This window comes from Jatrophihabitans sp. (genome assembly GCF_051960575.1).
Taxonomy (GTDB): domain Bacteria; phylum Actinomycetota; class Actinomycetes; order Mycobacteriales; family Jatrophihabitantaceae; genus JBQCEE01.
This window is the reverse complement of sequence record NZ_JBQCEE010000205.1, coordinates 1-16,802: the sequence shown is the minus strand read 5'-3', so window position 1 is coordinate 16,802 and position 16,802 is coordinate 1. Positions and strand designations below refer to the sequence as shown.

Annotated in this window: 11 protein-coding genes; 4 read left to right on the top strand and 7 right to left on the bottom strand. The window is 71.6% G+C overall.

The features are described from left to right. Window positions 1–226 precede the first annotated feature (226 nt). From ACTHMS_RS11470 to ACTHMS_RS11460, 3 genes are all read left to right on the top strand, one after another. A complete protein-coding gene (locus tag ACTHMS_RS11470; RefSeq protein ID WP_440306795.1) occupies window positions 227–1,930 on the top strand; it encodes a polysaccharide lyase in 1,704 nt (567 codons plus the stop codon). Window positions 1,931–2,151: 221 nt separating this feature from the next. Further along, window positions 2,152–2,949: a 2OG-Fe(II) oxygenase gene (locus ACTHMS_RS11465; protein ID WP_440306794.1), complete on the top strand. Its 798-nt coding sequence runs from the start codon at window positions 2,152–2,154 to the stop codon at window positions 2,947–2,949. Further along, the gene (locus ACTHMS_RS11460) at window positions 2,950–4,044 is read left to right on the top strand and encodes a glycosyltransferase family 4 protein (RefSeq protein ID WP_440306793.1); all 1,095 of its coding nucleotides are present in this window, start codon (window positions 2,950–2,952) and stop codon (window positions 4,042–4,044) included. 1 nt (window position 4,045) lies between these two features. On the opposite strand, the gene ACTHMS_RS11455 is transcribed toward ACTHMS_RS11460, so the two are convergent. The 3 genes from ACTHMS_RS11455 to ACTHMS_RS11445 are packed head-to-tail and all read right to left on the bottom strand — an operon-like array spanning window position 4,046 to window position 7,175. After that, a complete protein-coding gene (locus ACTHMS_RS11455; protein ID WP_440306792.1) occupies window positions 4,046–4,753 on the bottom strand; it encodes a polysaccharide deacetylase family protein in 708 nt (235 codons plus the stop codon). A 22-nt stretch (window positions 4,754–4,775) separates the two neighbouring features. Continuing rightward, on the bottom strand, window positions 4,776–5,729 hold the full coding sequence (locus tag ACTHMS_RS11450; RefSeq protein ID WP_440306791.1) for a glycosyltransferase family 2 protein: 954 nt from the start codon (window positions 5,727–5,729) through the stop codon (window positions 4,776–4,778). Beyond that, the gene (locus ACTHMS_RS11445) at window positions 5,730–7,175 is read right to left on the bottom strand and encodes a polysaccharide biosynthesis tyrosine autokinase (RefSeq protein WP_440306790.1); all 1,446 of its coding nucleotides are present in this window, start codon (window positions 7,173–7,175) and stop codon (window positions 5,730–5,732) included. 140 nt (window positions 7,176–7,315) lie between these two features. On the opposite strand from ACTHMS_RS11445, the gene ACTHMS_RS11440 reads away from it, so the two are divergent. Beyond that, window positions 7,316–8,296 carry a glycosyltransferase family 2 protein gene (locus ACTHMS_RS11440; RefSeq protein ID WP_440306789.1) on the top strand — a complete coding sequence of 327 codons (981 nt, stop codon included), beginning with the start codon at window positions 7,316–7,318 and terminating at the stop codon, window positions 8,294–8,296. Here the strand turns inward: ACTHMS_RS11440 and ACTHMS_RS11435 are convergent. From ACTHMS_RS11435 to ACTHMS_RS11420, 4 genes are all read right to left on the bottom strand, one after another. After that, complete coding sequence (locus ACTHMS_RS11435) at window positions 8,248–9,855, bottom strand: lipopolysaccharide biosynthesis protein (protein ID WP_440306788.1); 1,608 nt, start codon at window positions 9,853–9,855, stop codon at window positions 8,248–8,250. The genes ACTHMS_RS11440 and ACTHMS_RS11435 overlap by 49 nt on opposite strands. Next, window positions 9,852–11,144, bottom strand: a complete 1,293-nt coding sequence (locus tag ACTHMS_RS11430; RefSeq protein WP_440306787.1) for an O-antigen ligase family protein — start codon at window positions 11,142–11,144, stop codon at window positions 9,852–9,854. The genes ACTHMS_RS11435 and ACTHMS_RS11430 overlap by 4 nt, the downstream gene beginning before the upstream one ends. A gap of 213 nt (window positions 11,145–11,357) precedes the next feature. Further along, window positions 11,358–15,800, bottom strand: a complete 4,443-nt coding sequence (locus ACTHMS_RS11425) for a PKD domain-containing protein (protein ID WP_440306786.1) — start codon at window positions 15,798–15,800, stop codon at window positions 11,358–11,360. Beyond that, window positions 15,797–16,264 carry a hypothetical protein gene (locus tag ACTHMS_RS11420; RefSeq protein ID WP_440306785.1) on the bottom strand — a complete coding sequence of 156 codons (468 nt, stop codon included), beginning with the start codon at window positions 16,262–16,264 and terminating at the stop codon, window positions 15,797–15,799. Before ACTHMS_RS11420 ends, ACTHMS_RS11425 begins: the two co-directional genes overlap by 4 nt. Window positions 16,265–16,802 lie beyond the last annotated feature (538 nt).

Below are 16,802 nucleotides of genomic sequence, written 5' to 3'. Positions count from 1 at the left end.
TTTGTTGGGGGGGGGGGGGGCCGTTGTGGGGGGGGGCCCCAACCCGTCCCCTTTTACTTTACCAAAACCAACACAACCCCCCGGGGGCCCCGGGTCCTGCCCTACGGTGGGGCCCGGGCCCCCCGGGGGGGGGCACCACGTCGTCTCCCACGAGGTCGACTCCCACGAGCGTCGTCGGCGACCTGCCGCCGGGACGTCGTGCTGGGCTAGGGTGTTGCCCCACGACATGATCGAATCGGCGGCCCGTCGCCCGTCGCCGGACAGCGGCGGGGCCGACCCTCCCTGGAAGTGGGGCATGCTGCCTGCGTCGTCCGCGCCGGACCTGGACGTCGTCGTCGACGAGGACGGCGGCGCCGCCGGTCGCCGGCCTGCCTCGCAGCGGCGGGCCCGCGCCGTACGGGTGCTGGTCGCCGGGCTCGTGCTCCTCGCGTCGTCGCGGTCGGCGGGCACCGGGCCGTCGTCGACCGCCTCGACGACCCTGCACCTGATCGCGTCCGACCGGTTCCATCGCACGGTGGCCGCAGGGCTCGGACGGGCCGACACCGGCGGCGCCTACCAGCTGGAGCGCCCAGCGTCCGTCGCCGTCCGTGTCGCGGACGACCGTGCGTCGTTCGGCCCGATCGCGCCGGGACAGTCCGTCACCGCAGCGTTGCCGTCGGTGTCGGGCTCGGACGTGCAGATGCAGACCTCGTTCGTGGTCCCCCAGGTCCCGGCCGGGCAACTCGGCGTCGCTGTCGGCGTCGAGCTGCGGCGGCAGGCCGACGGTCGCGGCTACCGGGCTGCGGTCCTCGTCGCTCCCGACGGAAGGCTGGTGGTCATGCTGTCCCGGCTCGGCGTCGACGGCGTCGAGACGCGACTGACCTCCCAGGTCCTCGCGACGCGCGTCGACGCGGGGCAGACCGTCAACCTCGCAGGGGACGTCCGCGGCACGACCCCGGTGGACCTCGCGGTGCGGGCCTGGGTCGGCAGCACCGCGGCGCCGGGCTGGCAATTGCGCTACGCCGACGACAGCCGACTCGTCCCGGCGCGCGGGACGGTCGGCGAGTGGGTCCACCTGTCCAGCCGGGCCGCCGCCCTCACGCTCCAGCAGTCCGCCCTGCGCGCCTGGGCCCCCGTGCCCGCGACGCCGTTGACCGGCACGTCGGCCGCGCAGGTGGTGTTCGCGCAGAACTACGACGGCCTGCCCGTGTCGGACCCGGTCTCGGTCGACACCGCCCGGCTCGCGCTCGGCGACCCGGACCTGCGTCTCGGCAGCGCCTCGCTCGCCCGCACCTCGATCGTGGCGGAGCGCGGCCGCGGCCACATCCTGCGCGTGACGCTGCCGGCCGACGCCATCGGCGAGGCCGGCGGCGCGATCATCGACGCCAGGCTCCCGCGCGCCCTCGACGGCGCGAGCATCCAGTACGACATCCGCTTCGATCCTGGCTTCGACTGGGGTCTGGGCGGCAAGCTGCCCGGCCTCGGCGGCGCCGCGCCCGGGGTCACGCCGGGCACCGCCGGCGGTTGCGCCGGCGGGAACTCCGGGGCGTGGTCCGGTCGCGACATGTGGATCACGCCCGCGTCGTACCCCGGTGTCAGCGCGTCCAACGAGCTGATCGGCTACACCTACGACTTCGCGAAGCAGGCCTCGTGCGGCGACAACCTGGACACCGGACGGTCGATCAGCGCGGGTGTCTGGCACACGATCAAGATGTACTACCGCATGAACACCGTCACCGCTGACGGCACGGCCCGCGCCGACGGCGTGCTGAAGATGTGGCTCGACGGCGCGCTGATCAAGGACCTCGAGAACTTCCGGTATCGCGACAACACCGGTCTGCACATCAACTATCTCTACTGGGAGATCTTCCGCGGCGGCGACACGATGGCCTGGGCGAGTCCCCGGACGGACACCGTGGACTTCGACAACCTGGTCATCAGGGCGTCCTGAGGCCCGCCCCGCGAGCGGCGGGCATGCTAGCGTACCGAGTGCACGGAGCGATCTCGGACGTCCACCGCACTGCGGTGGGCAGCCGTCAGGGCACCGGCCGGCAGAGGGGGAACTCGACCGGCGGGCCTGGCTCGGCATGACGGGCGGACCACCCGGGGTGCCCGAGCCGACGGGTCGACGGATCGCTCGTGACGAGTGATCCAAAACCCGGGGGGGTACCAGTGTCAGTCCTGCTCAACGGTCCGATCCAGTCGCACGTCTCGGAGAATCTCGACGAGTACGTGCGTCAGTTCAACGCCGCGACCCCGTGTCGGCACGTCATCATCGACAACTTCCTGGACACCGAGTACGCCGAACAGCTGTACGCGGACCTGCCGGGTGTCGACGGGATGCCGAAGTCGCGTGACTACATGTTCAGCGACAAGCGCGAGCTGTCCACGCTCGACCGTCACTCGCAGCTCTCGCGCCGGCTGCACGACGTGTTCATGAGCCCGGAGTTCGCGGACTGGTTGGCCGCGCTCGCCGGGCACCGCGTGTTCGTCGATCCCGAGTACGTGGGCGGTGGCTTCCACGCCGGCGCGGAGGGCAGCTTCCTCGACCTGCACGTCGACTTCAACATCCACCCCGCGCACCACGACTGGCTGCGCGAGTTCAACATCCTGCTGTACATGAATCCCGGCTGGGAGCCGTCGTGGGGCGGCGAGCTCCTGCTCACCGACGACCCGTCGGCGCCGACGATCTCGGTCGAGCCGCTGTTCAACCGGCTGGTGATCATGGAGTCGACGGACAAGTCGTTCCACGGCTATCACAAGATCGCCTTCCCCTCGGGCCGCGAGCGCAGGTCGATCGCCGCCTACGCGTACTCGCACGTGCCCGCAGGCAGCATCGACCGGCGGACGACGACGTGGGTGCCCGAGGACGCCAGCCCGGTGAAGCGCGCGCTCGCGAAGAACTGGAACTGGCTGGTGCTGACCAAGAACAAGTTCCTCGGCAGCGGGACGCTGAAGAACCGCCGATAGGTGAGCATCCTCTTCATCCACCCGTCGGACGAGCTCTACGGCGCCGACCGGATGCTGCTCGAGTTCCTCGCCGCCCTGCCTGACGACGTCACACCGGAGGTGTGGCTGCCCCAGGATCTCGAGCATCCTCAACGTCCGTTGTGCGTCGAGCTGGAGCGCACCGGCGTTGCGGTCCGCCACGTCGATCTGCCGATCGTCCGCCGGGCCTACCGGCGTCCTCGTGCCCTGCTGTCGTTGGTGCGGCGGACGTTCCGGCTGCGCAGGCAGCTCGCGGGTCATCGCCCCGATCTCGTGTACTGCACGACGAGTGCGGCCTTCCTGTGCGCCGCCGCGGCACGCTTCGCCGGCGTGCCCGACGTCGTCGGGCACCTGCAGGAGATCTGGAGCCGCTCGGACCGGATGGCGCTCGGTCTGCTGGCGCGGGCGTGTCACCGTCTCATCGCGATCTCCGGACCGGTGGCGGCGTCCGCGGGCCCGGCGTTGAGCCGGCGCGCCCGCGTCGTCGCGAACGGGACGTCCGATCCGAAGTGGTTCCCGAAGATCGGTGAACGGGTGGGCCCGCTCAACCTCGTCGTCGCGAGCCGGTGGAACGGGTGGAAGGGGCATCGCACCCTGCTCGCCGCGTGGGAACGTGCCGGCATCGACGCGACCCTGACGATCGCCGGTGGGCCGCCGCTGTCCGGCGAGGCCGTCGACGTCCCCGCCGTCGTCGAGGGCCTCACCAACCGCGACAGCGTGCGGATCATCGGCGAGGTCGCCGACATCGGCCCGCTCATCGACGACGCCGACGTCGTCATCGTCCCGTCCGACCGTCCGGAGCCGTTCGGTCTCGTCGCCATCGAGGCCTTCGCCCACGGACGTCCGGTGATCGCGAGCGCGGCCGGCGGACTGGTCGAGATCGTGGGCGAGGGCGGGGGCGGCTGGCTGTTCCCGCCCGGCGACGTCGCCGCCCTGGCCCGCGTGCTGGCCGGTCTCGATCGGAACGAGGCGGCCGATGCGGGCACGGCCGCTCGTGAGCGCTTCCTCCAGCAGTTCACCCGCGAGGCGTTCGCCGCACGCTGGCGCGCGGCGGTGTTCGGCGCAGCAACGCGCTGAGTCAGCGGACGAAGCGTCCCTCGCGGATGAGCGATCCGCCCTCGACCGCAGCACCCAGCGGCCGTGGGGTGAGCCCTCGCTCGGCGTAGATGTCGAGGATGTCGGCCGTGAGACGACGTCGATCGACGGCCGGGCCCGGCCCGTCGTCGACGCCGTCGCGGTGGTCGGCGAAGCCGTCGTGGCACAGCAGGATGGACCCGGCGCGTGCGCCCTCGCGGACACGCGCCAGCCGGACGTCGTGATCGGCCGGTCTCCAGTCCCAGCTGCTCGGACCCCAGAGCACCGGCACCAGCCCGGCACGACGGATGGCGAGCCAGGTGGTGGGAGTCTGCGCCCCGTACGGCGGCCGCATCCAGCGCACCGGCGCGCCGGTCAGGTCCTCGAGCTCGCCGCGGCCGTCGATGCACCTGCGCAGGACCTCCTTGGCCGGCAGGGTGGTGAGGCGGCGATGGTCGGTGCCGTGCAACGCGATCTCGTGGCCGGCCGCCACGACCTCGTCGAGCAGACCGCGGTGCAGCCGCGCGCGGGTCAGCAGGACGAAGAAGGTCGCCCGGACGCCGCGGTCGGCGAGCGCGGCGAGCACGTCGTCGGTGCCGCCCGGCTCGGGCCCGTCGTCGTACGTCAGCACGGCCGTCGCGGCGTCGGTGCGCACCGCCACCACCGAGCCGACCGGCGCGAGCAGCCGGCGGACGCGCTGCTTCACCGCCACGGATCCACGTCCCCGCAGCGCGTCACGATCGGGCCGCCTCGTGCGACGGGCGCGCGTACTCCTCGAAGCGGGCGCCCCGCGCACCGGCCAGCATGCCGCGTCCACGCTGCAGCGTCCGTAGGCCACGCGCCTCGTGGCGGTCGGACCCGAGCACCCTGCCGAGGACGGAGCGGGCCGCACCCCCGAGCACGCGGACGGTCCCCCGCACCGTGAAGCGGACCCGCGACGCGAGCCGCGACGGGGCGTCATCGGCGAGGTAGAGGTCGGCGATGGCGGTGCAGTTGCCGACGCGCCACGCGCGCTGGAGCACCCACTCGCGGGTCGCTCGCTCGGGCGGCACGAAGTCCTCGGCCACCGACTCGTCGCACCACACGATGCGTCCGCCGCGCCGGACGAGCGTCCGGGTGAACAGCGTGTCCTCGCCACCGCTCAGGCCGAGGCGCGGGTCGAAGCGCACGCGCAGGTCGCGCACCTGACGCAGGTCGAGCAGCAGGTTGCCGGCGGCCGCGACGCCGACCTCGGTGCCGGTCGGCCGGCTCGGGCGGCTGAAGAAGCCGCCGGCGACCACCCACGCGTCGGTGCCGGGCGGGACGGGGAACAGGACGCGTCCCATCACCGCCGCCGGTCGCGTCACCAGCCAGGTGTCGACCAGGCTCGCGAGCCAGCGCGGCCGCGGGATCTCGTCGTCGTCGATGAAGGCGAGCAGGTCCGCACCGTCGGCCTCGTCGAGTGCACGGTTGCGCCCCGCACTGATCCCCGGCTGCGGCTCGAGCACGTACCGCACGCGATCGTCCTCGAAGGTCGCGACCGCGGACGCGGCGCTGCCGGCGGGGTCGTTGTCGACCACGAGCACGCCTGCGCGGAACCCGCGGGGGTCGGCCTCGAGATCGAGCACCTGGCGCAGCACCTCGTCGAGGGTGCGGGACAGGCGCTCCGGTCGCTGATAGGTGAGGATTCCCACCACCACTTCGAGCACTCAGCCGACCGTCGTACCCGAGCGCCTGCTCGCCTCGTGCTTCGCCTGCTTGGCCGGCAGCCCGAGCTGCCGCTTCGAGTCCGGATAGGGATCGACGGCGGCCTCGTCGCTGCGCAGGTACCGGCCCTCGACCCGCTTCGCGTAGCGGCGTGGCCGCCGCGCCATGGTGCGGACCGCGCCGATGATGGGGGCCTCGATCGGCCGGAGCGTGTCCAGCACGCGCTGCAACTGGTCGCGCGTGGTCCGACCGTGCCGCACGACCATCAGGGCACCGTCGGACTGCAGCATCGTCGACATGCCGTCCGAGACCGGGCCGAGGGCGGGCGTGTCGATGATGACGGTGTCGTAGTGCTCGCGGGCCTGGGCGACGAAGGCGACCATCTCGGGACTCGACAGCAACGGTCCCGGGTACGAGGGCAGCGTCCCCGCGGTCAGTACGTCGAGCTCGGTGTCGCCCCAGCGCTGCACCGCCTTCGCCAGCAGGACCTTGTGGCGCAGCACCTCGGCGAGCCCCGTCGTCTCCTTCAGGTCGAGGTAGTCCGCGACCCGGGGGCGACGGAAGTCGGCATCGATGAGCAGGGTGCGGTGCCCGGCCTCGGCGTACGCCAGTGCCACGTTGATCGCCACCACGGTGCGACCTTCCAGCGGCTCCGGCGAGACCACGGCGATGACCTCGAGCGACCGGTCGAAGTGCGCGTACTGCAGGCCGGTGCGAAGCTGTCGCACCTCCTCGGCGAGGACGGACCGGCGCAGCGGCCCGACGATCAACGGCGCCGCACCGCGATGCCGCACCCGCGTCAGCGAGCCGAGCGGCTGCAGCCCCGCGGCGGCGAGCTGGTCGTCCGAGCGGATGGAAGTGTCGAGGAACTCCCGCAGCGTCGCGACGCCGAGACCGAGGACCAGCCCGACGAGGAAGCCCAGACCGTAGTTGAGCGTGCGCTTGGGGGCGGTCTTCTCCGGCGGTGTCGGGCCCGACACGACGGAGAGGACGACCGTCGGGCGGTTCGCCGTCGGATCGTTCGTCAGCCCGCTGACCATGGGCCCGAACACGGCCGCGATCGACCTGGTGAGCCGGAGCGCGCCGGCCGGCGTCGAGTCGACGGCGTTCGCCGTGACCAGGACCGTGTTGAGCTCCGCCGTGCCGCTGATCTTGGCCGAGATCGCCGTGGGGGACGCATGCAGGCCGGCGTCGGCGATGACACGGCGCGCCAGCTCGGTGCTGCCGAGCAGCTTGACGTAGGAGTTCACGAGCTGCTGCCCGTAGAGCGCCGCCTGGTAGGACTGCGTCGGGCTCGCCGGCGTCCCGACGTAGAAGGTCACGGTGCTGCGGTACTGCGCCGTCTGCGTCGCCGTGAGCCCGGCCGCCGCGCCCACACCGAGCACGATCCCCGCCACGACGATCCACCATCGCGTCCGAGCAGCGAGCGCGAAGCGGCGGAGGTCCATGCTACCGTCCTTCGGCCCAGGTGCTCAGGCATGATCGAATGTCCCCGTCACCGTGGGGCCAACACCAGAAGTTTACCCGGACGATGCCGCGGTGCGATGGTGCTCACGGACCTCCCTCAGCCGTCACGGACGGAGCAGTGATGCAGCGCGACACGGACGAAGTCGTCGAAGTCGTCGACGTCGTCGACGTCGTCGTCGCCGTGGCCACCTTCCGTCGCCCGGACTGCCTGGCGCGCGTGCTGCCGCGGCTGGTCGAGCAGGTCGAGGACCTCGAAGCGTCCGGTCTGGCCGGTGCGCGGGTCGTGGTCGTCGACAACGACCCGGCCGGCGGCGCGGAGTCCTTCGTGTCCTCCTTCGGCCATCCGGCCGTCACGTACGTCCACGAGCCGCGTCCGGGCATCTCGGCCGCCCGCAACCGTGCCTTGGACGAGAGCGCCGGGGCCGACGCCGTCGTCTTCATCGACGACGACGAGGAACCGCTCGCCCGGTGGTTGCAGACGCTCGTGCGTCATTGGCTGATCTGGCGCTGTGCGGCCGTCACGGGGCCGGTCGTGACGCGGTTCGAGGGCGCCCCCGACCCCTGGGTGCTCGCCAGCGGGGTGTTCGACCGGCGTGACCGGGTGACCGGCCAGCAGTTGCGCGGCGCAGCCTCGAACAACCTCCTGCTCGACGTCGCGCAGTTGCGGTCACACGGGCTCCGCTTCGACGATGCGTACGGCTTGACCGGCGGCAGCGACACCCGCCTCACCCACGATCTCGTCGCCCGTGGCGGGCTCATCCGGTGGGTGGACGAGGCCGAGGTGGTCGAGTACGTCCCTGCCGCTCGGACCACCCGGTCGTGGGTGTTGCGGCGGACGTTCCGGACCAGCAACGACTGGAGCCGTGTCGCCCTCGACCTCGCGTCCGGCCCCGGGGGCCGACTGCTGGAGCGGGCCGAACTGACCGCCCGCGCGTTCGTCCGCGCCGCACGCGGGGCGAGGCGGTATCTCGTCGGCGTCCTCCGCCACGACGTCCGCCGGAAGGCTCGTGGGCTCGTCGAGCTCACCGAGGCGGCCGGGGTGCTCGCCGGCGCCTACGGCCGGGTCGTGTCGGAGTACCGCCGCGAACCGGCCGCCGGGTAGCGCTCCTCCCTGGGAGCCGGAAGTCCCAGCACCGGCCGCCGACGCACGCGGGCAGCTGCCGCGACCGGCACCTCGGCGCTGACCGGCGGCACCGTCGCCGGCCCCTGGCCGAGCCGCCGCCGGCCGGTGACCAGCCCGGACACCAGCCGGAGGTTCGCCCGTTCCGGCGCGGAGAAGGTCGCCACGAGCGCCAGGTAGCCGATGCCCAGCGCCAGGCCCAGACCCAGTCGCGGCAACGTCCCGTCGACGAGGGACGAGCCGAGATAGGCCAGCGCGCCGGCCGGCGCGCTGATGACGAGCAGCGTGCGCGTGGCCTGGGCGAACAGCGGCCGGGTGTCCACGCCGACGCTGCGACCAGCGGCCCAGAGCGACACGATCCAGTAGAGGAAGAAGCCGACCGAGTGCCCCACGGCGACGCCGAACGGCCCCCAGGGCAGCCCGGCGATCATCATGGCGATCATGACGGGCCGCGCGACGAGGTACAGCTTCAGTTGCGCGCCCGCCCGACCCCGGGCGAGGTACATCCAGTAGGAGATCTGGCCGATGCCGCGGAAGATGCCGCCGACGGCCAGCGCCGCGAAGATCGGCGCCACGCCGTGCCACCTGGGCCCGAAGACCACCGCGACCAGCGGCGCGCTGACCCCGGCCGCCACGGCGAAGACGCTCGCCAGCAGATAGCACCCGAGCAGCTGCGCCTTCTGCAGGTACCTGCTGAAGACGGCGTCCTCGTCCTGCACCCGCGACAGCACCGGCAGCACGACGCGGGTCATCGGCGCGTTCACCTGCTGCAGCGGCACCAGCAGCAGCTGGTAGGCGCGGCTGTACAGGCCGAGCGGGCCCGAGCCGGAGTGGATGCCGATGGCGACGTTGTCGGCGTTGTTGGTGGCATAGCCGAGCACCTGCGTGCCCAGCACCCCGCCGCCGAAGCGGAAGAAGTGTCGGATCGAGACCGATCGCTTCGGCAGCCCCGGCCGCCACCGGCACTGCACGACGTTCGACAGGCAGGTGATGACGACCGCCGCCGCCTGCTGGGCGACGACCGCCCAGTAGCCGGCACCGGCCGCGGCGAGCGCGATGGCGACCGCGATCCCGCCGCACTGCGCGCCGATGTCGGTGACCGCGAGGGCACCGAACCGCAGCGAGCGGCTCAGCTCGGCGCGGAACTGCGTGTTGATGCCGCTGACGACGAACAGTCCGGCCAGCGCGAGCATGATCGGCCGGACGGTCGACGTCCCGTAGATGGCGACGACCAGCGGCGTGCCGACGGCCGCGGTCAGCGCGCAGGCGGCGCCGATGCCGGTGTTGACCCAGAACAGGTTGGTGCGCTCGGCGTCGTTCAGGTGCTTGGCCTGGATCGCCGCGGAGGACAGGCCGAAGTCACGCACGATCTCCATGACGTTGGTGATGGCCGTGACCATCGCGACGACGCCGAAGTCGCGCGGCGTGAGCAGCCGCGCGAGGACGATCACCGACCCGAACTGGAGGACGAACCGCGCGAGCTGGGTCGCGAGGGTGACGCCTGCGCCGCGGGCGGCGACCCGCCCGAGGTCACTCGTCACGGCGCGCCCCGCCCCCGCCCCGCGGCGTCGAGGTCCGCGGTGAAGAGGATGAACAGGATCGGCAGGACGGCGACCGGGAACAGCAGGTCGCCGTCGACGAAGACGAGCGAGACCTCGAGCAGGCACGTGCCGGCGAGTGCCGCGACGTACCCGACACCGAACCAGTGCCCGGCCGCGGCGAGGCGCGCCGCCGCGATGATCATGGTGATCACCATGGCGGCCGCGAGGACGGCGAGCAGCACGCCGCCGGTGACCAACAGGTGCAGGAACTGGTTGTGCGCGTGGAACACGCTGGAGCCGATGGACGCCGACGACGACCCGAGGATCGAGAACCAGTTGCTGCCCTTGCCGACCAGCGGGCTCTCGCCCCAGGCCAGTCGACTCGCGGCCCAGACGGCGCCCCGGTTGGTGAACGCGGTCGGATCCGTGGTCACGAACGGCAGGACGCACACCAGCAGGAACGCCGCGCCGAGGATCGTCGCCGTCAGCGCCGCCCGCGCCTCGCGGCGCGCCCGTGACACCACGAGGTAGGCGACGGACGCCAGACCGACGGCGTACATCGACCCCCGGGACGCCGACCACACCAGGGCGAACAGGCAGCAGAGCACGCCGAGCACCCGCATGCCCCGGCTCCGGATCAGCAGCACGGCGGGCAGCCCCATCGCGAGGAACTGACCGAGGTTGTTGCCGTTGCTGAAGATGCCCACGAGCGAACCCCAGGGCAGGAGCTGCTTGTCCACCGAGACCACTTGGCCTGCGGAGTTGCGCAGCACGCCGTGGTCCGGGATGACCGCACCGATGACCATGCTCGTCACCGCGGTGAACACGACGACGTAGCCGAGCAGTTCGAGCCGCGCGAGCCGGGGACGGAGCAGCCAGACCGCGACGGCCAGCACGGGCAGCAACTTGTAGACGTTCTGCGGCTGCTGGCCGGCGTACTGGTCGCGGACGACGAGATAGCCCCAGGGCAGCAGGTAGATGAACAGCGCCAACATGCCGCGCGTCGGCGAGTGCCGCCACAGCAGCACGATGATGAAGAGGCAGAGCGCGACGGTCAGGTAGAACAGCCCGCGTTGGCTCAGGCTCGCCAGCGGGGTGTAGGCAGGTGCCGGGGCCCCCACCGCGATGTGCGTCTTGCTGATCGCCAGGGTCTGGAGGAGGCGCGGCACGAAGAACCACGCGCAGACGAGCAGCAGCAGCGCGATCTCGAGCCGGGCCCGCACGGCGGGCGGCGGACCGTCCGCAGCGGGCGGCGCCGGCACCACGCGGAGCGTCGTCGTCAGTGCCACTGTCGACCTCTCGCGTTCGTGCTCCGCCGGTTCCCCATGATCGGTGACGCGCCGTCCGGGCGGCAAGCCGTCGTCAGCGCGCTGTCATGCCGTGGCCTGCACCGGTCGTCGTCCCTGCCGGTCGCCATTCTTCACCCGACATGCCGACGGCGGCGACACGCCGGCCATGACCGTGGTCATGGCCGGCGCGCGCCGCCGTCGTCGTGGAACGGGTCAGGACGTGGCCACGGACAGGTTGTCGTAGGTGAACACGACCGGCACCGCCGTCGCGTTGCCCGCGACGTAGGACTGCAGCCCGAAGCTGCCCGCCGCCTGCAGCGACGCCGTCGAGTCGGTGGCCGAGATTTGCGGCGACGCCGGCTCGGTCCCTGTCACCGGCCAGATGGTGCCGCTCACCGTCGTCGTCCCGTTGCCCGACACGACGAACCGGATCCGCAACGGCACACCCGCGGTGTAGGTGAGGCTCGGCACGACCAGCGTCTTCAACGCCGTGTCCGTGCCGCTGACCACCCTGGACAGGATCGCCTGGACGGTCCCGTCCGCGCGGTAGAGCACCTTCAACCGGTAGTCGCTCGTGCCGCTGTGCCGCGCGATCAGCTCGACGTACGAGCCGTTGCCGCTCGACTTGCTGACCGATGCATCGATGACCGCGTTGACGTTGAGCTGTGACACCGCGTTCAGGTAGGACGTCGGGCAGACGCCGGCTGCCTCGGCCGTCACCGTGCCGACACCGTTGCCGACCGCGAACCGGTTGCTGGTGCCGGTCACCGACCACGCGCCACCCTGGTCGGCCGTACCCCAGCCGCTCGCCACCGTGCGCGAGAAGGCATCCGAGGCGACGACGGCCGTGACGGTGACCGTGTGGACGGTCGTGCCGGTGCCGCCGCGATTGTCGGTCACAGTGAGCGTGACGGTGTACGTGCCCGGGGCGGCATAGAGGTGCTGCGACGTCACGCCCGAGCCGGCCGGCGAGTTGTCGCCGTAGTCCCACGCGTACGACACGACCGTGCCGTCCGGGTCGGACGAGCCCGAGCCGTCGAAGGTCGCCGCCAGCTGGCTCACCTTCGAGGTGAACGACGCGGTGGGCGGCTGGTTCGGCGGCAGCGTGACGGTGACGTCCTGGGTGGTGCTGTTCTGCGCCCCACCATTGTCGGTCACGGTCAGCGTGACGTGGTACGTGCCGGCGTTCGCGTAGGTGTGCGACGGCGTCACCGCCGACGCCCCGGCGGAGCCGTCACCGAAGTCCCACGAGTAGCCCACGACCGATCCGTCCGGGTCGGACGAGGCCGAGCCGTCGAACGCCACCGAGAGGTTCGTCGGTGTCGCGGTGAACGACGCCGTGGGCGGCTGGTTCGCCGGCACGGTCACGGTCACGTCGTGCGTGACGGACGTGCTCGCGCCACGGTCGTCGGTGACCGTCAGCGTGACGTGGTACGTGCCGCTCGCCGTGTACGTGTGGGTCGGCAGGGCGCCGGTGCCCGACGTCGAGTCGCCGAAGTCCCACGCGTAGTTCGCGACCGTCCCGTCCGGGTCCGAGGATCCGGTGGCGTCGAACGAGGCCGTCGCGGCGCTCGTCGACGACGTGAACGCCGCACTCGGCGGTGCATCGACCGCGGCCGGGGAGGCGAAGTAGTGCGCCCGGACCTGCGTGAGCGTGAGCTCGCTCAGGTACACGGCAGCCTCGTCGATGGTGCCCGCGAAGTAGTTGTTGCCGGCGCCCCAGCCGTTGAGGTTGTCACCGCCGACCCGCCAGTACCCGTTGTAGCCCTGGGCCGACGTCTGCGGGTTGGTGCCCACGACCTGGCCGTCGACGTAGAGCGTCATCCCGTCCGGACCCTGCGTCGCCACGACGTGGTGCCAGCCGCCGTCGTTGTAGCTGCGGCTGGACGTCGCGAGGTTCAGCTGGCCGGTGTAGGTGCCGAAGACCAACTGGCCCGACGGCAGCATGTAGACGTGCCGGTCGTAGTTCGAACTGGTACCGGTGCGCGCGTCACCGAAGCCGATGAGCTTCCCGCCGCTCGTCGACGTCGTCTTGAACCACGCCTCCTCCGAGTACACCGACGGGCCGCTCATCTGCCCGCTCGAGGCGAGCGTGCCGTCGGTGCCGTTGAAGGTGACCGCGCTGCCGCTGCCCGTCACCGGGCTGCTGACACCGAAGGTGACGCCGCCGCTGTACGTGCCGTCGTTGCTGTTGCCGGACAGGTCGGTCGCGGTGCAGCACGCCGTCTCGTCGAGGCGGTAGTAGGTGCTCGGCGAGTCGTTCCAGACCTTGGCGCCGTAGGCATCCGACGGCGCGGTGCCGCCGACCAGGGTCCGGCCGCTGTCGGTGTACTGCTGCCGCACCTGCGCGATCGTGAGCGCGGTCGGGAAGATCGCCACGTCGTCGACCTGGCCGGTGAAGTAGTTGTTGCCACTCCAGGCCGAGTCACCGCCGATCCGCCAGTAGCCGCTGTAGGGCTGCCCGACCGTCGTCCCGGCGTTCGTGCCGATCAGCTTGCCGTCGATGTAGAGCGCCATGCCTGTGCTCGACAGCGTGCCGACGACCTGGTGGTACTGCCCGTCGTTGTACGTCTTGGGCGAGGTGATGGTGTACCCCGCGTTGTTGTAGACGCCGAAGACGACATGGTTCTGGCTGTCCAGGTAGATGTGCCGGTCGTAGTTGCTGCTCAGCCCGCTGCTGGCGTTGCCGAATCCGACGATCTTGCCGCCGCCGGTCGACGTCGTCGAGAACCAGGCCGAGATCGAGAAGGTGTTCGGTCCCGGCGTCAGGCTCGGGTCGACGCCCAGCCCGCTCTGCGACCCGGTGAAGGTCGAGGCGGTGTTCGGGTCACTGCTGAACGCACCCGGCGCACCACCGGCGACACCCGCGTTGAGCGAGAGGTCCTCGAAGCCCGCGTAGTCGTAGTCGGTCGTGCCACCGGCCGGCTCGGCGAGCCGCCAGTAGTGCGTCGCGCCCGCGTTGAGCACGTCCTGCACGTAGGCGCTGTCGGGCACGTTGGACGTCGGGGTGGTGATCGACGCCGTCCCGCTCCAGGTCGTGTTCCCGCTCGGGTCGTTGACCTTGACCTGGTAGGTGTAGGTCGTCCCAGGTGCGAGCCCGGTGTCGATCGTGCCCATCGGCGTCAGCTGCCAGAACTGGCCGTCGGCCTGCGTCGTGTAGACCGCCTTCCCGTTGCGCAGCAGCGTGTACGTGAGCGTCTTGTCGTCGCGGTCCCAGTCGGTGCTCCAGGCGACCCGCACCGAGCTGCCCGAGCGCGCGACGAGCTTCGGCGTCATGTTGGCCGACAGCACCTGCGGGCCCTGCTTGTTGGGCGCGATGGAGGAGACGGCGAAGCGCACCAGGCCCTGCTGCGCCGTGCCGTTCACGTGCTGGAACTCGCCGCCCTCGACGACGTACTGCGAGTTGCCGCGGACCGACCACGGACCCTGGTCCTGACCCGTCACCGTGCCGATGTCCAGGTCCGGCCACCAGTCCATGATCGACGGGCCCGGCTGGCCGTAGAAGTCGGTGCTGTGCGAGTCGGGGTTGCCGATGTCGTGCCCGAGCGTGCCGTTCGGCTGCATGGTCAGCGCCATCGACCGGTGGAAGTTGCGCGGGTTGGTGTCGGGGAAGCCGCCCATCGCCGTGCAGCCGTGGTTGTGGCCGACGTTGTAGACGGTGTTGTTGACCGCGAAGGTCTGGTAGACGTCGCCCCAGCAGTTCTCGATCCAGTTCAGGTTCCCCGTGTTGGGGTCGGCCGAGAAGCCACCCTCGAGCGTCGAGATGTTCGAGCCGTAGGCCCAGCCCGTGCCGTAGACGTTCGTGCCGTCGGTGTAGAGGTCGGAGATCGACGAGCCGCTGCCGCCCTCGTGGATGAGGTTCGTCGCCGCCCACGGCAGCAACGCGCCGGTCGTGGCGTCCAGTGCGCCGAGACCGTAGGCGACCGACCCGTTGAGGTTCAGGAACATGCCACCGACGATGAGCCGGCTGCCGTCGGGCGTCAGCGTCATCGCCTTGACCTGGTTGTCGGCGGTCGGTGCCCACGCGAGCAGCGATCCGTCCGCGGCGCTGAACGCGGCGAGCCGCGTGCGGGTGACGCCGTTGGCCTTCGAGAAGATGCCGCCGACATAGACGGTGCTGTTGGTCGCCACGATCGTGTAGACCGACGCGTCGAGGTTCGGGCTGAAGCTGTTGATGAGCGCGCCCGTCGACGTGCTGTACGCCGCGATCCGGTTGTGCATCACGCCGTTGGCGGTCGTGAACTGGCCGCCGACGTAGATGCGCGAGCCGTCCGGCGACGCGGTCACCGCGAGCGCCTGCGCGTTCAGCGACGGGGCGAAGGACGTGTTGAGCACGCCGGTGCTCAGGTTGTACGAGAGGAGGTTCGCGCGGGGCGTCTGGTTCGTGCCCGGCGCGGCGCCTGCCGGTCGCGCGTTGGCGAAGCTGCCGGCCGCGTAGACGGTGTTGCCGACGACGGCCTGGGCCCAGACGACACCGTCGATCTGCACCGTGGGCAGGGCGTCGGCGGTGACGGTGCCCGGCGCGCGGGCCACGACCGGCGGCGGGTTCGAGACGGTGTCCGCCGCGGCGGGTGTCGTGCCGACCACCGCCGGGACGAGGAGACCACCGAGCGCCAGCGCGGCGACCGTGGTGAGTGTTGCTGCACGCCTGCTCATTCGGCGTTCCCCCTGAAGATGACCGTCGGCTGGCTGCCGGCGTAGCTCAAATTGACCGTGATGGGATTGCGGTGCCCCGTCGGGACGGTGAAGACGTAGGTCGCGGTGGCCGTCCGGTGCGGGGCCAGCGATCCGCGGAACGCGTGCGTGAAGCTCGCGGGATCCGGCGCCGGGACGTCGTCGTCCTGCCCCTGACCACCGTCCGGTGTGAACGTCATCAGTGCCGCCGGGTGGCCGTCGGCGTCGGTGAGCGTCACGACGCTGTTGTCGAGATCGATCGCTCGCCGCGTGTTGTTCGTCAGGACGATGGTGAGGTTGAGACCCGGCCCGCTGATCTCACCGGCGCCGACACCCTCGACCGTCACCGCCTTGACCGCGGTGATCCGCGCGGTGACACCGGTGCCGAAGTCGGCGACCGAGTGCAGCTGCACCGGCGGCCGCGTCGTGACCGTGGCCGGCCGCACCTTCTGGTGGATGGTGCCCGGCGTCGGCGGCGGGACCGGCGTCGACGCGGGACGCCCCAGCGGGAACGCGATCGACGGCGATGGACGCGCGCTCGATCCCGACGCGGATGAGGTGGTGTTCGTCGGATGCGAAGGCGCATCGGACGAACACGCGCTGAGCGCCGCCAGGAGCAACAGGCTCCCTGACGACAACGTCGCCGCGGCTCTTCGGCCCCGCACGACAGCAGACAAAGACATCGCCGACTCCCCCGATCCCCCCGGAACGTGTCAGCAGTCGGCACGGCTGACCAGCGAATCGTACGGGCTGATCCCGGGCACCGCTACTCGTCCCGAGTACCAGTTTTCATGTGAAGTTCACCCGCCGCTCCGCGCTCCGGCGGCCGGCGGCAGGACAGGTGCGGACGCACCGGTCGGGGGGGGGGGGGGGGGGGGGGGCCGGCGGGGGGCGGCGGGCCCCCCGGCCCCCCCCCCCCCCCCCCCCCGGGGCGGGGGCCCACACCCCCCGGGGGGCGGGGGCCGGGGGGGGGGGGGGGCGCGC